This window comes from Paenibacillus sp. FSL R5-0914 (assembly GCF_038004525.1).
Lineage (GTDB): Bacteria > Bacillota > Bacilli > Paenibacillales > Paenibacillaceae > Paenibacillus_AQ.
In genome coordinates this window covers 1276361-1294406 of record NZ_JBBORH010000001.1, presented here as the reverse complement: position 1 = coordinate 1294406, position 18046 = coordinate 1276361, and the positions used below count along the sequence as shown (strand labels likewise).

Below are 18046 nucleotides of genomic sequence, written 5' to 3'. Positions count from 1 at the left end.
ATGAATACAGAGTTTCTTTTAACGGGACTGTGGTAATAAATGAAATGAGCATTGTACAGATGGAGGGATAATAAGATGGATCCACACCGTAAAATAACGCAAGGTCTTCCGCAATTTCCAGAATCAATATGGCGTGACACTACAGATTTACCGACCTTTCCAAAGCTGACTGAAGATATTTCTACAGATGTCGCTGTGGTGGGCGGCGGTATTACAGGGATTACAACAGCCTATCTCTTAAGCAAAGCCGGATACAAAGTCGCACTCTTGGAGGCAGGGGAAATCCTCAGCGGTACTACGGGTTTTACAAGCGCCAAGATCTCCACTCAGCACGGATTAATCTATCATCATTTGCTGAAACATTTCGGGGCAGAGAATGCCCGGCGCTATTATCAATCGAACAATGAGGCTATGAATTGGATCTTAAAAACGGCTGAAGAACTTGAAGTGTCTTGTGACATGAAACGTGAAGCGGCCTATTTGTACGCTGATGCTGAAGATCATAAAACGCTTAAACAGTTGGAAGAAGAGTATAAAGCCTATGAACAATTAGGCCTGCCCGGTGAATGGCTGGATAACGTCTCTATCCCTCTGATGGCGAGCGGTGCGATTAAATTACCAGGACAAGCTCGCTTTCACCCCCTGCAATATCTGAAGGCCTTATTGAAGGTTATCGTGGAAAAAGGTGGCGTGATCTATGAGCATACGATGATGGCGGACAAGGTGGAGAAGAACGATACGCTTACGCTTTTCACGGAAAAGAATGACTTCCGCGTCACCTGCCGTTACGCAGTGTCGGCTTCTCATTTCCCTTTCTACGACGGAGGTGCGTTATATTTCTCACGACTGCATGCTGAACGTTCCTACTGTCTGGCGATCCAGCCCGAAACGGATTTTGAGGGTGGAATGTATTTAAGTGCCAGCGAACCAACCCGTTCTCTGCGTGCAGTGGAGTGGGAAGGCCAGAATCTGGTTATCGTCGGGGGTGAGAATCATAAGACGGGCCAAGGCATTTGCACGATAGGTCATTATGAGAATCTGGAACTGTTCGCAGGCCACTTGTTGGGCATCAAATCGATCCCTTACCGCTGGTCAGCACAGGATTTAATTACGCTGGACAAGGTCCCCTACATCGGTAAGATTTCGGAGAACGAAGAGATTTATATCGCTACCGGATTCGGAAAATGGGGCATGACAAGCGGTACCTTATCCGCTCAAATTATCTCCGATCAGATTCAGCGTAAGGATAATCCATACACAGAGCTATACGATCCATCCCGCTTCAAAGCTGGCGCCAGCCTAAAAAGCTTCTTCGTTCAAAATGCCAATGTGGCAAAAGAGCTTGTAGCGGGCAAAGTAGAAATCGTCCATAAAAAGACAAGTGATTTGAAGGCAGACGAAGGGGCTGTTGTCTTCCATGACGGCAAACGAGTCGGCGCCTATAAAGATCCGGAAGGGAAGCTTCATCTGGTAGACAGAACCTGTACACATATGGGCTGTGAATGCGAATGGAACGATGGCGACCGTTCTTGGGATTGCCCTTGCCACGGCTCCCGTTTCTCCTATGATGGAGAAGTCTTAGAGGGACCCGCATCCGTGCCGCTGACGAAGCTTTACGAATAAATCATTTCATTCGTGGAAACAAAATGATGGATTCATGGAAATCTATATGTCCAAGAAAAATAACATCGATATTCACGGGAATCTTCAAACTGCTTTCTTCGGGCGATTGTAAATGCCCTATAGCATTCAGGTATAATAGGACATGTAATGAAGCATTAGCTTCAATAATGTTTAAAGGAGCGTGACGTTAGAGATGGATTTGAGAGGAAAGAGTGTTGTAATTACTGGTGCAGGCAAAGGGATCGGCAAAGCCTTGGCCATGGCACTAGCTAAGGAAGGTGCTAATTTGGGCCTGATCTCCAGAACATCAGGCGATCTCGAAGCGTTAAAATCAGCCTTAACGGAAGTATACGACGTTAAAGTCAGCATTGCCGTTGCGGATATCGCTGTACGCGAAGAAGCTGAACGTGCGGTTGCTTTCTTGCAAAATGAGCTTGGAACATTTGACGCATTAATCAACAATGCCGGAATTGCAAAATTCGGCACTTTGGTAGAAATGGACCCTGCCGATTGGGAAAGTCATATCCAAGTCAATCTTTACGGTACGTATTATGTAACTCGCGCTGCACTGCCAGCTATGATTGAGAAAAATGGTGGAAATATCATCAATATCTCTTCTACCGCTGGAGAACGCGGTTTCGCGACAGGCTCGGCTTACTGCGCATCCAAGTTCGCACTGATGGGCATGACCGAAGCTCTCGCACAAGAGGTGCGTAAGCACAACATCCGCGTCGTAGCCTTGACTCCAAGCACTGTTAACACCGGATTAGCTTCCAACGCTGGACTTAAAATCGGTGACGAAGACCGCATGATGCAGCCTGAGGATGTAGCTGAATTGGCTTTAACAGCCTTGAAGCTGCCGGATCGTGTCTTCCTAAAAACAGCTGGACTCTGGACCACTAATCCGCAATAAAAGCGAGCTGGTTGGTTCTAATTCAAGCTCTGATTGCGCTTTGTGCAATAGAATGTCTCTGGTCGTGAGAGAAACTTGGTTCGATTGCATTTTGTGCAATCAAACTGGAGGAAAACCGTACTTTCGTGCCATTTAACCCTGATTTAATTGTACAAAGTGCAACAGAATACCTTATGTAGACTATTTTCGGCTATTCTGTTGCGTATTCTGCAATCAAACTCCACTTTAAGCTAGAGTAGGTTACTTTAACGCCAGAGTAGGTAAATAGAGATTAAGTATTTATTTAATTATAGATACTTATAGTTACGTTGTGTTGGGTGTTGATTGTTGTAGTTGAGTATTGTAGTTACGCTGGGCGCTTCGGCTCTGAATACTACTTGGCGTTCGAATAGACGATAGTTGCACTTTGTACATCTATTCAGCGTAATTAGAGGATCCGCCACACTTTAATTGCACTCTTTGCAACTAAAAGCAGGCAATTCTCGACCATACGCCAGATTCATCTAATTTAGTTGCAGAGAATACACTTATCGTCTTCGTTTCTAACGAACCAGAACTTTTAAGTGTATAAAGTGCAATTATATATTCAGCCTAATGTTTATGTATGGATATCACACTACTGAACGGAGGTCTACCTAATATGCTAGTAGTAACAAATACCATTAAAGTTAAAGAAGGTCATGGTGAAGCCATTGCTCAACGTTTCGGAGGAAATAATGGTGTACAGGATATGCCAGGATTCGTCCGCATGGAGGTTTGGCAAGGAAGTGCCAAAGAAGGTGTTGAGGAATTAAAAATCTGTACCATGTGGGAGAATGAGGAGGCATTTAAAGGCTGGACATCCAGTGAATCCTTCCGTCAATCACACCGCGGTGCTGGTGGAGATGAAGCCATTCTTGGTGCTTCGATCGACAAATATAAGCTGATGATCAGCCGAACACCCGGCACCAGCAATTAAGTGTAGAGATTGGACAACTAGTCCCGCAAGCTATTCGCATAACTTGCGTCTATGTGATATAGACCGATCGTACAATTAACAGAAGTACGACTGCCACGACAATAACAACAGGGATGCCCTAAGCCAATATGGCTTTGAGACATCCCTGTTTGTTTTTACAGTGTGTCGCTTATTGCTCACTACTACGAGGCAGAGCTTGCTCCACCTCTTGATGTTTCCCCGGCCAGAATGCCCATCGACCAAAAAGTGTCGTAATAGCGGGCACAAGGAACGGACGTACTACGAAGGTATCAAGTAGAATACCTAGAGCGGTGATGATACCAAATTGCACAAGCACCTGAATCGGTAAGCTAGCTAATACAGCAAAAGTACCTGCCAGAATGAGGCCCGCAGAGGTAATTACCGAGCTGGTCTCATTCACGCCTTCCGCGATGGCCTGCTTAAGCGGCATCGTCTTACGCTTTTTCCAAATATTCGAGATCATAAAGATGTTGTAATCTTCTCCAAGTGCCACCAGGAATACAAATGAATAGAGCGGGATCGCTCCCTGAATGGCATCTGCGCCCATCACATAATGAATGATAATCCAGCCTAAGCCAAGTGCAGAGAAGAAGGAGAGAATGACCGTTCCGACCAGATAAATAGTCGCCACTATCGAGCGCAGATATATCAACAACAGCAAAGTGATCAACCCGATAACAACAGGGATAATCAGATCGGTGTCACGATCTCCGATTTTTTTGGTATCATACTGCGTCGCTGTCTGACCACTTACCCACACATGATCTGAAGGATTCTCTACCCCTACATCAATCAGCGCTTGCTCTGCTGTTGCTAGAAGGGCTGGAATATGCCCCATCGCTTCAAGTGAATAAGGATTGTTCTTAAATTCGATATCATAACCCAGAATATCCTTGTTCACAGCGCCCTGCTGCGGATCGGAAACCGTGTCCACATACGTGAGCCCTCCGAGAATGACTTTAAGATCCTCTCCACTCGCTTGCCCCTTAGTATCAATAATCAGTTTAGCGGGTGCTAGTTCTCCCGGAGAAAACTGCTTACCGATGAGGTCGAACCCTTCGCGGGACTCCATATTTTTAGGAAAAGAAGAGAGGATATCATACGTAAACTTGATTCCACTAGAGAATGAAGCCAGAATCCCCAGTCCGATGACGGTCACTCCTACGATAGCCCAAGGCCTGGAAACTACAAATCCGCCAATCCCTTTTTTATGGGAGACTTTGGGTTCTGGAGCTGGTTTTCCTTTAGCCTTAGCCCGTTCAACCTCCATTTGCGGCGTGCGCGGAATGAATGGGAAGAACGAGGTCCGTCCGAAGATTGCCAAAAGTGCAGGTACAAGCGTTAAGCTAGCAATTCCCATAATGAAAATCGACACGCTGAACGGTATTGCAAAACGATGATAAGCTCCATACTTAGCCAGCAATAACGCAAACAGCGCGAGCACGACGGTGAAGCCACTCATAGCGATGGCGCCTGAAGATTCGGTAATTGAGCGAAGAAGCGCACGACTCTTACTCTCTTCTACCTTCAACAACTGCCGGAACCGTGAGATCAGGAACAAACAATAGTCCGTACCCGCACCGAACAACAGAACCGTCATGATGGATACTGCCTGCGAATCCACGGTGATCCAGCCTTCCTGCGCCATTTTTCCAAGAATCGGACTAGTTACACCATAAGCGAATCCAACTGCAATAAGTGGAATAAACGCCAAGATCGGCGAACGATAAATCACTAATAAGAACACCAGCACAAGCATAACCGTAGCAATTAACAAGGAGACGTCAGCGTTCTGAAACAGGCCTGAAGCATCTATAGAGATGCCCACTGGACCCGTAACACGTAAACTCAGGTCTTTTCCATCTACCTTAGCCGCGGAGGGGTCTCCACCCGTCTCTGTGTTTATGATCTTCTTCATTTCTGTCACAGCTTCACCGAGCTGATCACTATCTGCCGTTTTATCAAAAAGCACCGGGGTTACCAGTGTACTAAGATCCTCAGATAATGAGGCTTGCAGTGCCTGCGGCGGCAGCTTCCCTAGTGGGGGAACAAAGTTCTGATGGGGTAACGGTTGCTGCTCCAACTTGTTGTATACAGCAGTGATATGTACTAAATCGTCTTGCGAAAGCCCACCTTCTCTATGCCATACGAGCAATGCAGGTACTCCGCTTCCACTTGGAAACTCTTGTTCTGCAATTGCTGTTGCCTGTATTGATTGTGCATCATCTGGGAGATTGGGCGCATTATTAGCAACTTGAGAATTCACTGCAGGCCATAATAGGGTAAGTGCACCTACTAGCACTATCCATACGAGAAGAGTAATCCATTTCGTCTTTTTTCCTGCCACCCATTTACCGTAGCCTGACATTCCCTTCATCCTCTCCTTTACTTTCCCGCCTTAAAAATGAGCCGCGGGTCATTTTTAATTCTATCATATATATGCTTTAATTTTTAATCAAACTTTTTTTATTTTTCTGAAAAATCAAAACACCTCATCACATATAAAATACCCCTCTCTTCACATATAAAATCAGCAACATGTGAAAAGAGGGGTTTATGGTTTGCTATACTTTTTCTTTCACTTCAACTTAGCCTGCGTCCAAATCTCCTTCGGAGAACTGACTGTTGTAAAGATCAGCATAGAATCCGCCTTGTGCAAGCAGTTCCTCGTGATTTCCCTTCTCGATTACACTACCTTGATTCATAACAAGGATAAGGTCGGCATCTCGAATCGTCGAAAGACGGTGAGCAATTACGAAGCTGGTTCTGTTTTGCATCAATGCTTTCATTGCTTTTTGAATCAACAATTCTGTCCGTGTATCGACACTGCTCGTTGCTTCATCAAGAATGAGGATCGATGGATCAGCCAGAATCGCACGCGCAATCGTAATCAGCTGCTTCTGTCCTTGAGAAATATTAGAAGCCTCTTCATTTAACACCGTATCATAGCCAAGCGGAAGTGTGCGGATAAAGTGATCGGCATGAGCAGCCTTGGCAGCACGTACCACATCAGCTTCTGAGGCACCTTCACGTCCATAAGCAATGTTATCGCGGATTGTACCATTGAACAGCCAAGTATCCTGAAGCACCATACCAAATTTGCTGCGCAGGTCACTCCGTCTCATGTTGGTAATATTGACGCCATCAATGATAATTTCCCCATCATTAAGCTCGTAGAAGCGCATCAACAGGTTAATCAGAGTGGTTTTACCAGCACCAGTAGGACCGACAATGGCTATAGTCTGACCTGGACTAACCTCAATATTCATGTCCTCAATCAGAATCGCATCTTCTTTATATCCGAATTTCACATGACGGAACTCAACGGAACCTTCCGGAGTACCTTCATCAAGCTTCGCAAGTGTAGTATTAACTTCCTTAACTTCCTCTTCTTCATCCAGAAGTTCAAATACACGTTCTGCGGAAGCAATAGTGGATTGAATAATATTCGCAATATTAGCCGTTTGTGCAATCGGCTGGGTGAACTGACGTGAATACTGAATAAAAGCTTGAATATCCCCAACATCGATCATTTTTTTAGTAACAAAGATACCGCCGACTACACAAATCATTACATAACCCAAGTTACCGATAAACATCATGAGCGGCATAATCATACCGGACATGAATTGGGCACGCCAGCCAGAGTCGTAAAGCTTATCGTTAATTTCATCGAAATCCTTAAGGGACTGCGGTTCACGACCAAAAGCTTTAATAATCCGGTGACCTGTATACATTTCTTCTACATGACCATTCAACTGACCGAGTGACTTCTGCTGTCCGACAAAATAAGTCTGCGAACGCTTGGAGATAGCCATAATCACAACGAAGCTGAGTGGCAATGTAACAATTGTAATCAACGTCAGCCATGGGCTGATGGTAAGCATCATTACGATGACACCGATAATGGTGACAATAGAAGTAATCAGTTGAGTTAAGCTCTGCTGCAGTGTAGTACTGATGTTATCCACATCATTCGTAGCACGGCTTAGAATTTCCCCATGGGTACGGGAATCAAAATATTTCAAAGGCAAACGTTCCAGCTTGCTGTTGATCTGCTCACGCATGTCGTAGACGACCTTCTGAGCTACGCCAGCCATTACGTACTGCTGAATATAGCTAAATAGAGCACTAAGCAAATACAGACCCGCAAGTATGATCAGGATATCATTAATATATCCAAAATCAATGGAAGCTCCCTCAACACCCATTAATTTACCGTAAGCACCTTCGAATAGTTTAGTTGTTGCTTTACCCATAACCTTAGGACTGAAGATACTGAATACAGTACTGGCAATTGCCATTACAAGAACGATAATCAATTGAACCATACGAGGTCTTAAATACTTAATCAGACGACGAAGTGTACCCTTGAAGTCTTTAGCCTTTTCTGCAGGCATCCGCATGCCAGGGCCGCCACCAGGTCCAGGACCTTTATGGGCGCGCGGAGCAGCAGGTTTATTGTTTTGTTCGCTCATGCTATTTCCTCCTCTGACAGCTGCGAGGATACGATCTCGCGGTACACATCACTGCTCGCGAGCAGTTCACGGTGAGTGCCCATTCCGGCGATTTCACCCTCATCAATAACAATAATCCGGTCGGCATCCATAACGGTACTAACCCGTTGAGCTACGATTAGAACAGTGGATTCCGTGGTTTCATCTTTGAGTGCCGCACGAAGCTTAGCATCTGTTTTGAAATCAAGTGCAGAGAAGCTGTCGTCGAACAGATAAACTTGAGGTTTTCTCACAAGCGCACGTGCAATGGACAGCCGCTGTTTCTGACCACCAGAGACATTACTACCGCCTTGAGCAATTTCCGAATCAAATCCATCTTTCATTGCTGACACGAAATCGTAGGCCTGAGCTACCTTGGCTGCATGAATGATTTCTTCATCGGTAGCATCCTCTTTACCGTAGCGAATGTTTTCGTTAATCGTACCTGAGAACAATACCGCTTTTTGAGGGATGTAACCAATTTTGCTCCGTAGCTCTTCCTGAGTCATCTCACGCACATCTACTCCGTTCACACGAACAGCACCTTCGTTAACATCATAGAACCTTGGAATCAAGCTAAGCAGCGTAGATTTACCTGAACCAGTACCCCCGATAATCGCAGTAACTTCACCTGGGCGAGCACTGAAGCTAATTTTCGAAAGTGCAGGTTGTTCCGCGCCAGGATAAGAAAAGGAGACATTATCGAATTCAACAAAACCACGCATATGATCACGGCCGTCTTTTTTAGTTGCTTGAGCCGTTGTTTGTAATTCACTCTCTGATGGATCTGTGAACTCCGGCCGCATATCGAGCACTTCATTGATACGCAAGGCTGAAGCTGAAGCACGAGGAATCAGCACGAACATCATCGACACCATAATCAGGGAGAACATGATTTGCATCGCATATTGAATAAATGCCATCAGTGAGCCGACTTGCAAATCGCCATCGCCAATTCGAATCCCACCAAAGTAAAGAATTGCGATCATGGAAAAGTTCATAACAATCATCATAAGCGGCATCAAACCAGCCATGATTTTATTTACTTTGATCGCTGTGTCAGTCAGATCACGGTTAGCCTCGGAGAAGCGTTTATTCTCATGATCAATCCGGTTAAATGAACGGATAACACGGATACCCGTCAAATGTTCACGTAGAACCAGATTTAATTTATCCAGCTTGATCTGTATCGCTTTAAACAGTGGTAATCCCTTCATCCCGATAAAGAAAATTGCGCCAACGAGTACCGGAATAACTACTACGAAGATCAATGATAATTTCGCATCTTCAGATACCGCCATGATGATACCACCAATCATCATCATCGGAGCACCGATCATCATACGCAGCATCATAGTAAGTACAGTCTGTACCTGCGTAATATCATTCGTTGTACGGGTAATTAAAGATGCGGTACCGAGCTTATCGAATTCATGCAGCGTGAAATTCTCTACGTGGTTAAACACACGAGCACGGGTAAGTTTACCGAACCCTGCTGCCACTTTTGCTGATAAATAGCTGGCAATGACTGAACATAAGGCCCCGCCCCCTGCAACTAAAAGCATGAAGCTACCTATTTTCCAAATATAAGTACGATCTCCCTGAACAATACCCTTGTCGACGATGTCGGACATCAGCGTAGGGAGGTATAAGTCGCCCATGGACTGCAAGAACACAAGAATTAATACAGCACCAATAGCTACTCGAAATGGCTTCAGTTGTTTAAATAATTTAATCAAGCTTCTCATCTCCGTTCATTTGTAGCCTATCCCAATTAGGTGGTGGATTATCCTCAACGAATGCATGTACTTTCAGCAACAGTTCTGTGAGCTGCTTAGTCTCTTTTTCACCTAAGTAACGAACGAGCTCATCAAACATTGCGTCTCTATATTGCTCTGCTCTTCGTGTGAGTTTTTTTCCACTCTCCGTCAATTTCACGCGTACGACTCTTCGGTCCGAAGGATCTGCGTGTCTTTCCACCATCTGTTTCGCCTCAAGACTATTAATCAACTGCGTAATAGTTGGAGGTGTGAATCCGAGAAGTCGGCTGATTTCAGATATCTTTAGACCCTCATCATCAGAATGATTCCATTTTTCAATGCATATCATTAAAGTCATCTCACTCGGCTTATGGCCTTCAACACCCTTTTGCCATTGGCCTTTATGCAGCCGTTTCATCGCCGCAAAAAGCTCGTGTGCGACTGAATTTTCAGTATTTTCTGTATTTCCTCCGTTTATCCCAATTTCTTTCACCTCTAATTTAGTTAGGTCAGCTAATTATTAAACACTGTATTATTTAGGCTACCTAATTATATTTTCGGTGCAACGCTTTGTCAAATTTTGAATACGGTATCAATTATTACGAAAAAGAAAACTCCCCAGCACAATGGCAAGGGAGTCCAATTCCGTATATGTATTACTCTGTATTATAAGAATACTGAATAGATTGATTTAATCCTAGTACAGTGCTCCGTGCTCGTAAGTGGTGATACCTCCGCTGTTTCCAGAGCCAACTGGTCCAATAATAATGAAGCTAAACAATGCTAACACGCTGACCATCATCAATAGTGATTTTTTCATTTTTTCTCACCCCCTTTACTAATTCTCTATATCTATCCTGTTGAGTAACAGTGGCATAATCTCTGTTCGTCTCAAACAAAGTAACACAATTAATAAAGTCTTTTCCGTTGTTCTGTCTTATGGCCAACTCCAAACACTGAATAATATAATCCACACCTATATTATATTGTTTAAGGTTTATACGATACATGGCCACTTGATAGTACAATCGATACAAGCGATCTACATTATTCGGTTCCTGGTATTGCTCAAACCTCTGCATCTCCCGCGAGAACCGTGTGAGCACACTTTCAGCAGAGAAGCCGTAACGATTGGCAGAATCCATAATAGTAATAAGTCCTGCAAGTATCTCACCAGGATTATCTGCTAAAAAAGCAGTATATGAAGGCAAAACATTTACATTACCCACCAGCATCTCCAGTGTAAAGCTATTCGCTTTTGCAAATAACCGAAAATGCTCTACAGCTTCTAGACCTTTCTCATCCAGCATTTCGAACCAGCCAAGTTCCGCATAACCTGCTGTATACTTCTTAGCCTCTTCATATTGACCTTGCTTGGTTAGTGAAATCGCTTTGAGTAGATATCCATGACCATAATACACAACGAGGGGACGCTCAGTACTAAGTTCTTCGCGACGTCTGTCTTCCTTTGTTCGAAGTTGTCCACGATAAACAGCATTGGCCAAGGCTCTCAGCTCATCCGCAAATCCTTCCATCTGCTTCCATCTGCGTAGATCGAAACATAATTGTGTCAGCCTTAACAGTCCATCTAATTGCATGTTTTCTGGCAGACGGCCTCTAAAAGGCCCGAAAGTAATTACTCCGCGTAACTTCTCATCTGTATCGACAATTGCCTTAACTGACATAAAAATACGAAAATGACTGATTGCAAGGCGTTCAGAGTAACTATCAGATTCATTTTCTGCTACAACCTTGTAGAAAAACATGGATTCATCTATTTTACCTTTATTAAACAATTTTTCGGCTATCGAATAAACGATATCTAGCGATTTCGGATATTCCAATAACTTGCTTAATGTTTCATCAATGCATTGCTGCTTACCTAGTTCAGCGCAACGTATTAAAAAAGGCTCAACCCTGCGGCGTGAGACCTTCTCCTCATTGAAGCATTCATCAACGTACAGTGGATACAACCAACCATCCGGAAAACCAAAGGCTTTAATGATTGCATCTATTTGTCCCAGGGACATAGGCTTCGGTGGATTCCCATGCAGAATTGCGCTGAGACTTCCACGATTCAGGCCACAAATTTTTGAAAATGAGGCGAGATTATGGCCGGAGCGGGACAGATTTTTCTCAATTTCTGAGCGTATAGTTGTTAACTTTCCCTCCACTCGGCACCCCCAAAGTTCGACTTGAAAAGATTCTATTAATTGACATTATAGGTGAAAGTTATGGATTGTACAACCAATAGATTGTACGACAAAAAGAGGAGCGTATTTCTCTCCTCTTTATCGGTTGGATCTTTGTAATAGTGTAATTCTATGGATGTATCGAGTTTAATTTATTGTAATAGCGGCTTTTGAGCTTCAGCAGCAAGCTGTTGCACTTGCCTTGCGACTGCGCAAGTTCTCCATCATCTTATGTTGTGCCAGCAAAATATAACCGTCCAATCGCTCGCTTAGCTCTAGGACAGCATGGTCACTAAGACTACGTTGCTCCGCGACTTCCAGCAATTCGCATCTAAGGCTCTCTATAGTCACAAACAGCTCATCTTCTCTGTAGTCTCTTCTATAAGCTTTCTCGGAAGAACCTTGATATAGTGTCACAACTCTCTCCTTCTCTCTATCAACATCTCTTCCTATCATAATCCATGATACCAAAAAACATATTTTCAAAAAAAAAGAAAAATTTGCAGAACATCCACAAAAAATAAAATAGCTATTTATTCGGATGTTCTATAGGCTCATAGGGAAGCTCATTTGGATACTGTTCTCTCAATAGTCCCTTTGCAAAAGAAATCCATTCACGTGCTGCGAATGATAAATAACGGTCTCTACGCCAAGCCATAGCGATCTGCCAAGGAATTACCGGTTCTGTCAAAGGAATGACTACCAATCGTGAGCGATCCATGTCACGGCAAATGGTTTCCGGCAATAATGCGATCCCCATTCCCGCAGCTACCATCTTGCTGATCAAGTCCCATTGTGAACTCTCATATATAACCTTCGGCTGAAATCCAGCTTTTACACATTCCGTAATAATCCGATCGTGCAGCGTGAAATCCTCTCGAAATAGCACGAACTCCTCTTCTGCCAGCTCACTTAGCGGAACAAGCTCTGCCTCGGCCAGTCGATGTCCCATAGGCAAAATAAGATTCAGCTTCTCTTCAACAAAGGTAAAACAATGAAGTTTGGCTGTATCTACAGGCAATACGACCATTCCAATGTCCAGCAGTCCCGTTTCTACATCTTCCTCCACTTTTTTGGCCCCATCCTCATGAAGACGAATCGTAACCTGCGGATAACGTTTATGAAATTGACCAATCACCGATGGAAAAAAGCTCGCTCCTACCATTGGAGGCAGGCCGATGCGGATGTGGCCCTGCTCCAGATTTCGTAAGTTATCCAGTTCGGAAGACAAGCTAGCGAAAGACTCCACGATATTTTGCGCTTTGGTGAACAAAATTTCCCCTGCGTCTGTAAGCCTTACACTCTTCCCTTCACGGTAGAACAAGTCCGCCTCCAGTTCGACCTCCATATTCCGAATCATTTTACTGATCGTGGGCTGTGTTATATATAATGATTCAGCAGCTCTGGTAAAGCTTTTCATTCGTGCCGCTTGAACGAAATATTCTAATTGTCGGATATCCATTTATGCGCCCCCTAATCCATAGACAAAAGGAATGTCATTTATTCGATCTATTCATTTTACCTATGAAAACAATTGATGTAAACTTTCATTATCATGAAAGGAGCGAAGCCTTATGAAAAAGATTGTTATAGGCTTGCTGCAGGTAGCGGGACTTATGTTATTCTCTTTACTTATCAATGCTGTGACCCCATTATTGCATATCCCTATTCCCGGAAGCATACTCGGAATGATTATATTGTTTCTCCTGCTTGAGTTCGGTGTCATTCGTCTGAATTGGGTAGAAGTTGGTGCTTCTTGGCTACTCGCCGAGCTCCTGCTGTTCTTCATTCCATCTGCTATAGGTGTAATGAAATACGCTAATATTCTGGAAACGGATGGATTACGCATTCTTGCCGTTGTCGTCTTAGGCACATTTGTTGTGATGGCTAGTTCCGGATTACTTACCAGTAGAATTTATAAAGCGAAGGAGCGGAAAGGATCATGTTAAACGCTCTGTTATTCTTTGCTCTCACGGTCGCGGTGTATTTACTCGCGAAACGTATCTATGCTTCTACTGGTAAAGTCTACACCTCTCCATTAATCATCACACCAGTGATTATGATCATCTTTCTGCTTATAACAGGCATTACTTATGACTCATACAATGCGGGAGGAAAATGGCTGACGAATTTGCTGCAACCAGCAACCATGGCCTTTGCCATCCCTTTGCATAAGAACTTCAAGGTACTCAAAAAGCACGCCGCCGAAATTGCGGCAGGCGTGCTGTCAGGGACGATAGTTGCGGTGATCTCTTCCATTCTGCTCGCCAAATGGCTGCATGTTAGCGGCGATCTGGCAGCTAGTCTGGTCCCACGTTCGGTAACTACACCGATCGCTATGAGCATCTCGCAAAGTATCGGCGGTGTACCGAGTATTACGGCAGTCTTTGTCATTATTACCGGGATACTTGGTACAATGATGGGCCCTACTGTACTTCGCATCTTCCGCATTGAGAATGAAATTGCGCGCGGTGTATCGCTGGGAACCGCTGCACATGGTACAGGAACATCCAAAGCCTTCGAGCTTAGTTCACTGACCGGAACCATCTCCAGTATTGCGATGATTCTGTCCGCGCTGTTATCTATAGGTGTGGCGCCAGCTTTGCTCGCGATATTCCTCCACTAGGCTAACCCAGCTTGGGCCAAGGGCATGTCTCTTTAGTACATCTAAAGTAGCATGTCCTTTTTCTATGAATCGAGCCTTAGAACTTAACAGGCAACCCGCTTTGCGCTGAATCATAGGCCGCACAGGTGACTTTGAGGGTTTTGTATCCATCCTCATAGTCGCATAAAATGCGCGAGCGATCCCCCGTCCGTACAGCATGTATAAAGGCTTCACTTTCTACTAAATATGGGTTTCCTGTATTCGCAAATTCGGTGCTATTGCCACTTCGCACTTCCAAGAGACGATCCGGGTTCCAGTCCAAAAGTCCCCGATCATTATAGAAGCTAAGACCTACACTTCCCACCTCATCAGGTAAAACGCATGTATTTGAAATATTAGCAATAATTCCATTTTCAAGCTTCAGGGATACGGTACCTACATCTGCCACGCTCACACCTTCATGCTGCTCATGCATAATCCGGTTTCCGAACATGCCGTAAACTTCCTTTACTTCTCCGGCTAGATAGCGCACCAAATCAACGATATGTGTAGTCTGCTCTGTGAATTGTCCTCCGGATTGCTTCTGATCACGCCACCAAGCTACGCCTGGCATGCCGCCCATCCATTGCCCCATAACCATACCGACTTTGTCACCACGCAAAGTTTCTTTCAGACGTTTAATGTTCTCCTGATAGCGGAAATGATATCCTACCGATGTTAACAAATTATGTTCTTTGATATCCTGAAGTAGGCTTGCGGGAATTTCAGTAGTCATACTAAGCGGTTTTTCTATAAAAAAGGGAATATCCCTCTTGATTAATGATCGTTCGATCGCGCCATGAGATTGTGGAGGCACACAAATATAAACAGCATCGAGCTTCTCCGCATCCAGCATCTCCGTAATATCACCATATCCAGCAGCATCGTAAGGACGTGCCATATCTTCGCCTTTAGCCTTACTGCTTCCGCAGACCGCCTGCAAACGGACATCATCCATCTCTGCCAGTAAATCAGCATGTACCTTAGAGAACCAACCCGTACCCACAATACCCACTTTTAATGTCATTCTTTTTCCTCCTGCCGATTGATTATGAATACCTTTTCATAGATTATACCCTCTTATGAGCGGATAAGATAATCTCTCCATTCTTCGGGAAGCAAATGCATATAAGGACTCTGCAAAAAGCGATCATCCGCAAGTACAATAATGCCTGTATCTGTCTCACTTCGAATCAGTCTGCCTCCAGCTTGCAATACCTTGCACATTCCTGGGTAGACATAAGCATAATCAAAGCCATTTTTACCTCTGGCATTAAAATACTGACGCAGTAGATTACGCTCAAGACCAAGCTGTGGTAGGCCAACTCCAACAACCATTACCCCGTTGAGACGGTCTCCTGGCAGATCTACACCTTCCGAAAAGATCCCTCCGAGTACAGCAAATCCTAACAACGTCTCGTCATTATCTGGACTAAATGCTGCTAAAAAACTTTCTCTAGCCTGCTCACTCATGCCTGTATCCTGTATCAAAGTCCGTACTTCGGGGTAATTCTCCGTAAAGGCCTGATATACGTTTTGTAAATAGAGATATGAAGGAAAAAACACCAGATAATTGCCCTTCTTTGAAACCATTTGATTCAATGCCTGAGTTAACGGGATGAGGGAAGCTTCCCGGTCATGATAACGTGTGGAGACAGGCAGCACGGTCACTTCCCATTGCTCCTTCTGAAAAGGAGATGAGACCGTTAAACTGTAATCTTCCTCCACCGCACCAATCATATCCCGATAGTACGATAATGGAGAAAGCGTAGCAGAGAACAGAATCTGGCTTCGAAAGCTCTTAGACATTTGTCGGAGTAAATGCGATGGATCCAAATTAAATAACTTCAAGTACACATCGCCGCGCCGAACCTCAGCATAGGTTATGTAGCGTTCATCATAGGTCTTAAAGGTGCGAAGCATCCCTTGAACTGCAAAATAGGTATCCAGAAGAACATTCTCTCCTTCTCCATTCTGAGGAACAATGCTGGCGCTCGGGTGAATAAGTTCCTGTTCCGCCTCCAAAGAAAATATCTCAAGCAAGGCTGGCAGCTCCTCCGGGAACGAAGCCCACTGCCCTTGCCCCTCTTCATTACAAATTTTGCGAAGGGAGATGAAAAAAGCATTCACCGATTTAGCTGCAGTACTCAAATTACGGTTTACTTCCTTGTACTGACGCTGGATTTCTAGAAAGGGGGCCTTCAGCAAAGAGGCAGAGAACATCTCTCGTCCCCGGTCTACCAGATTATGTGCTTCATCTACCAGAAGCACCGTTTCTCTCTTTCTCTCCTCTGTTAGCCGTTTCAGGCTGATCCGAGGATCATATATATAATTGTAATCGCAGATCACCGCATCACAGGCATAGGCTGCATCCAGCGAGAACTCAAACGGGCACACTTTATGTTTGTGAGCATACAGTGCTAGGGTGTCTCTGCTCATCAGTGTCTCATGCTCTAACAGATCCATTACCGCATCATTAATCCGATCATAATAGCCTTCCGCATAGGGACAGGAATCCTTACCGCAAATCCCTTCATCATGAAAACAGGTCTTCTCTTTAGCAGTAAGTGTGATGACATGCAGCTGAAGTCCCTGCGTCAGCAGTAACGAGATTGCTTCCTGCGCGGCAAAACGGGTAACCGTCTTAGCCGTTAAATAGAACAATCCTTTAGCTTGTCCTTCGCCCATTGCTTTAAGGACCGGGAACAGCGTCGACATTGTTTTTCCGATGCCTGTGGGCGCCTGAGCGAGCAGACTGACCTTTTCTACGATGGATTTGTACACCGCTCCGGCAAAATGCCGTTGTCCCTTTCGATAAGAAGGAAACGGGAATTGTAACTCTCGAAGGCTCTGCTCTTTCTTAGCATCATGACGAACCATCATCTCAGCGTACGGAGCATATCTGGCTACGGTATCATTAGCAAATGAGATCAGTTCATCTAAAGACAACGTTCGGTACAAGCTTTTTTGCTCATCAGTAGCCCGGTGGACATAGGTAAGCTTTACTTGAATAGAAGAAAGCTCCTGCTCCAGCGATACCATATATGCGTACATCAGCGCCTGAGCCCAATGAACCTCATGTCCCTCTTCCAGCATATCCAGCAGTCCGGAGGTTGATTTGATTTCTTCGACCGTTAGGCTCCCATCCTCCGAAACAAGCAGTCCATCACAGCGCCCATCTACTATATAGAGTAAGCTACCATAAGGGATCTCTGTTTTCAGATAGACCTCCTTGCGGTCACCTTCCTTATATTGCTTTTGGATTTTCTGATGAATTCGTGTTCCTTCAACCATAGAGGAAGTACCATGAAATCCAGGCTCAATACTACCGCTGCGAAAAACATACTCGACGAGAGTTCTAACGGATAGGGTTACAGTATGATCCAACTTTTCCCACCTCCCTTAATTATCCATATATCCTTTTTGTTCCTAATGTCTA

Annotated in this window: 14 protein-coding genes; 5 read left to right on the top strand and 9 right to left on the bottom strand. The window is 44.5% G+C overall.

The features are described 5' to 3' along the window. Positions 1 to 75: 75 nt before the first annotated feature. From MKX60_RS05590 to MKX60_RS05580, 3 genes are all read left to right on the top strand, one after another. Positions 76 to 1623, top strand: coding sequence for an FAD-dependent oxidoreductase (locus tag MKX60_RS05590; protein WP_341059257.1), 1548 nt, complete (start codon positions 76 to 78; stop codon positions 1621 to 1623). 193 nt (positions 1624 to 1816) lie between these two features. Further along, positions 1817 to 2536, top strand: coding sequence for a 3-ketoacyl-ACP reductase (locus MKX60_RS05585; protein ID WP_341059256.1), 720 nt, complete (start codon positions 1817 to 1819; stop codon positions 2534 to 2536). A 640-nt stretch (positions 2537 to 3176) separates the two neighbouring features. Further along, a complete protein-coding gene (locus MKX60_RS05580) occupies positions 3177 to 3494 on the top strand; it encodes an antibiotic biosynthesis monooxygenase (protein WP_341059255.1) in 318 nt (105 codons plus the stop codon). 169 nt (positions 3495 to 3663) lie between these two features. On the opposite strand, the gene MKX60_RS05575 is transcribed toward MKX60_RS05580, so the two are convergent. From MKX60_RS05575 to cidR, 7 genes are all read right to left on the bottom strand, one after another. Then, positions 3664 to 5892, bottom strand: a complete 2229-nt coding sequence (locus tag MKX60_RS05575; protein WP_076285618.1) for an MMPL family transporter — start codon at positions 5890 to 5892, stop codon at positions 3664 to 3666. A 211-nt stretch (positions 5893 to 6103) separates the two neighbouring features. Further along, the gene (locus MKX60_RS05570) at positions 6104 to 7993 is read right to left on the bottom strand and encodes an ABC transporter ATP-binding protein (RefSeq protein ID WP_042192571.1); all 1890 of its coding nucleotides are present in this window, start codon (positions 7991 to 7993) and stop codon (positions 6104 to 6106) included. Continuing rightward, positions 7990 to 9750 (bottom strand): ABC transporter ATP-binding protein, encoded by a 1761-nt coding sequence (locus tag MKX60_RS05565; protein ID WP_042192573.1) that lies wholly within the window; start codon positions 9748 to 9750, stop codon positions 7990 to 7992. The genes MKX60_RS05570 and MKX60_RS05565 overlap by 4 nt, the downstream gene beginning before the upstream one ends. Further along, positions 9743 to 10189: a MarR family winged helix-turn-helix transcriptional regulator gene (locus MKX60_RS05560; protein ID WP_042192575.1), complete on the bottom strand. Its 447-nt coding sequence runs from the start codon at positions 10187 to 10189 to the stop codon at positions 9743 to 9745. Before MKX60_RS05560 ends, MKX60_RS05565 begins: the two co-directional genes overlap by 8 nt. A 355-nt stretch (positions 10190 to 10544) precedes the next feature. After that, complete coding sequence (locus MKX60_RS05555; RefSeq protein ID WP_081393162.1) at positions 10545 to 11945, bottom strand: DNA-binding protein; 1401 nt, start codon at positions 11943 to 11945, stop codon at positions 10545 to 10547. A 195-nt stretch (positions 11946 to 12140) separates the two neighbouring features. After that, positions 12141 to 12380 carry an aspartyl-phosphate phosphatase Spo0E family protein gene (locus tag MKX60_RS05550; RefSeq protein ID WP_076285614.1) on the bottom strand — a complete coding sequence of 80 codons (240 nt, stop codon included), beginning with the start codon at positions 12378 to 12380 and terminating at the stop codon, positions 12141 to 12143. Positions 12381 to 12492: 112 nt separating this feature from the next. Then, complete coding sequence (gene cidR, locus MKX60_RS05545) at positions 12493 to 13425, bottom strand: cidABC operon transcriptional activator CidR (RefSeq protein ID WP_076285613.1); 933 nt, start codon at positions 13423 to 13425, stop codon at positions 12493 to 12495. A gap of 112 nt (positions 13426 to 13537) precedes the next feature. Here cidR and MKX60_RS05540 point away from each other — a divergent pair, with 112 nt between their 5' ends. Further along, the gene (locus MKX60_RS05540; RefSeq protein ID WP_076285612.1) at positions 13538 to 13912 is read left to right on the top strand and encodes a CidA/LrgA family protein; all 375 of its coding nucleotides are present in this window, start codon (positions 13538 to 13540) and stop codon (positions 13910 to 13912) included. Then, on the top strand, positions 13906 to 14589 hold the full coding sequence (locus tag MKX60_RS05535; protein ID WP_076285611.1) for a CidB/LrgB family autolysis modulator: 684 nt from the start codon (positions 13906 to 13908) through the stop codon (positions 14587 to 14589). The genes MKX60_RS05540 and MKX60_RS05535 overlap by 7 nt, the downstream gene beginning before the upstream one ends. Before the next feature lie 76 nt (positions 14590 to 14665). Here the strand turns inward: MKX60_RS05535 and MKX60_RS05530 are convergent, their stop codons facing one another. Together MKX60_RS05530 and MKX60_RS05525 are read right to left on the bottom strand one after the other, a co-directional pair. After that, positions 14666 to 15634: a Gfo/Idh/MocA family protein gene (locus MKX60_RS05530; protein WP_076285610.1), complete on the bottom strand. Its 969-nt coding sequence runs from the start codon at positions 15632 to 15634 to the stop codon at positions 14666 to 14668. 53 nt (positions 15635 to 15687) lie between these two features. Next, complete coding sequence (locus MKX60_RS05525) at positions 15688 to 17994, bottom strand: helicase C-terminal domain-containing protein (protein ID WP_076297943.1); 2307 nt, start codon at positions 17992 to 17994, stop codon at positions 15688 to 15690. Between the last annotated feature and the right edge of the window lie 52 nt (positions 17995 to 18046).

Coding starts and splice junctions, on each gene's coding strand:
- MKX60_RS05530 (WP_076285610.1), bottom strand. CDS start 15,634: ATGACATTAAAAGTGGGTATTGTGGGTACGGGTTGGTTCTCTAAGGTA.
- cidR (WP_076285613.1), bottom strand. CDS start 13,425: ATGGATATCCGACAATTAGAATATTTCGTTCAAGCGGCACGAATGAAA.
- MKX60_RS05570 (WP_042192571.1), bottom strand. CDS start 7,993: ATGAGCGAACAAAACAATAAACCTGCTGCTCCGCGCGCCCATAAAGGT.
- MKX60_RS05540 (WP_076285612.1), top strand. CDS start 13,538: ATGAAAAAGATTGTTATAGGCTTGCTGCAGGTAGCGGGACTTATGTTA.
- MKX60_RS05560 (WP_042192575.1), bottom strand. CDS start 10,189: ATGAAACGGCTGCATAAAGGCCAATGGCAAAAGGGTGTTGAAGGCCAT.
- MKX60_RS05575 (WP_076285618.1), bottom strand. CDS start 5,892: ATGAAGGGAATGTCAGGCTACGGTAAATGGGTGGCAGGAAAAAAGACG.
- MKX60_RS05585 (WP_341059256.1), top strand. CDS start 1,817: ATGGATTTGAGAGGAAAGAGTGTTGTAATTACTGGTGCAGGCAAAGGG.
- MKX60_RS05580 (WP_341059255.1), top strand. CDS start 3,177: ATGCTAGTAGTAACAAATACCATTAAAGTTAAAGAAGGTCATGGTGAA.
- MKX60_RS05535 (WP_076285611.1), top strand. CDS start 13,906: ATGTTAAACGCTCTGTTATTCTTTGCTCTCACGGTCGCGGTGTATTTA.
- MKX60_RS05590 (WP_341059257.1), top strand. CDS start 76: ATGGATCCACACCGTAAAATAACGCAAGGTCTTCCGCAATTTCCAGAA.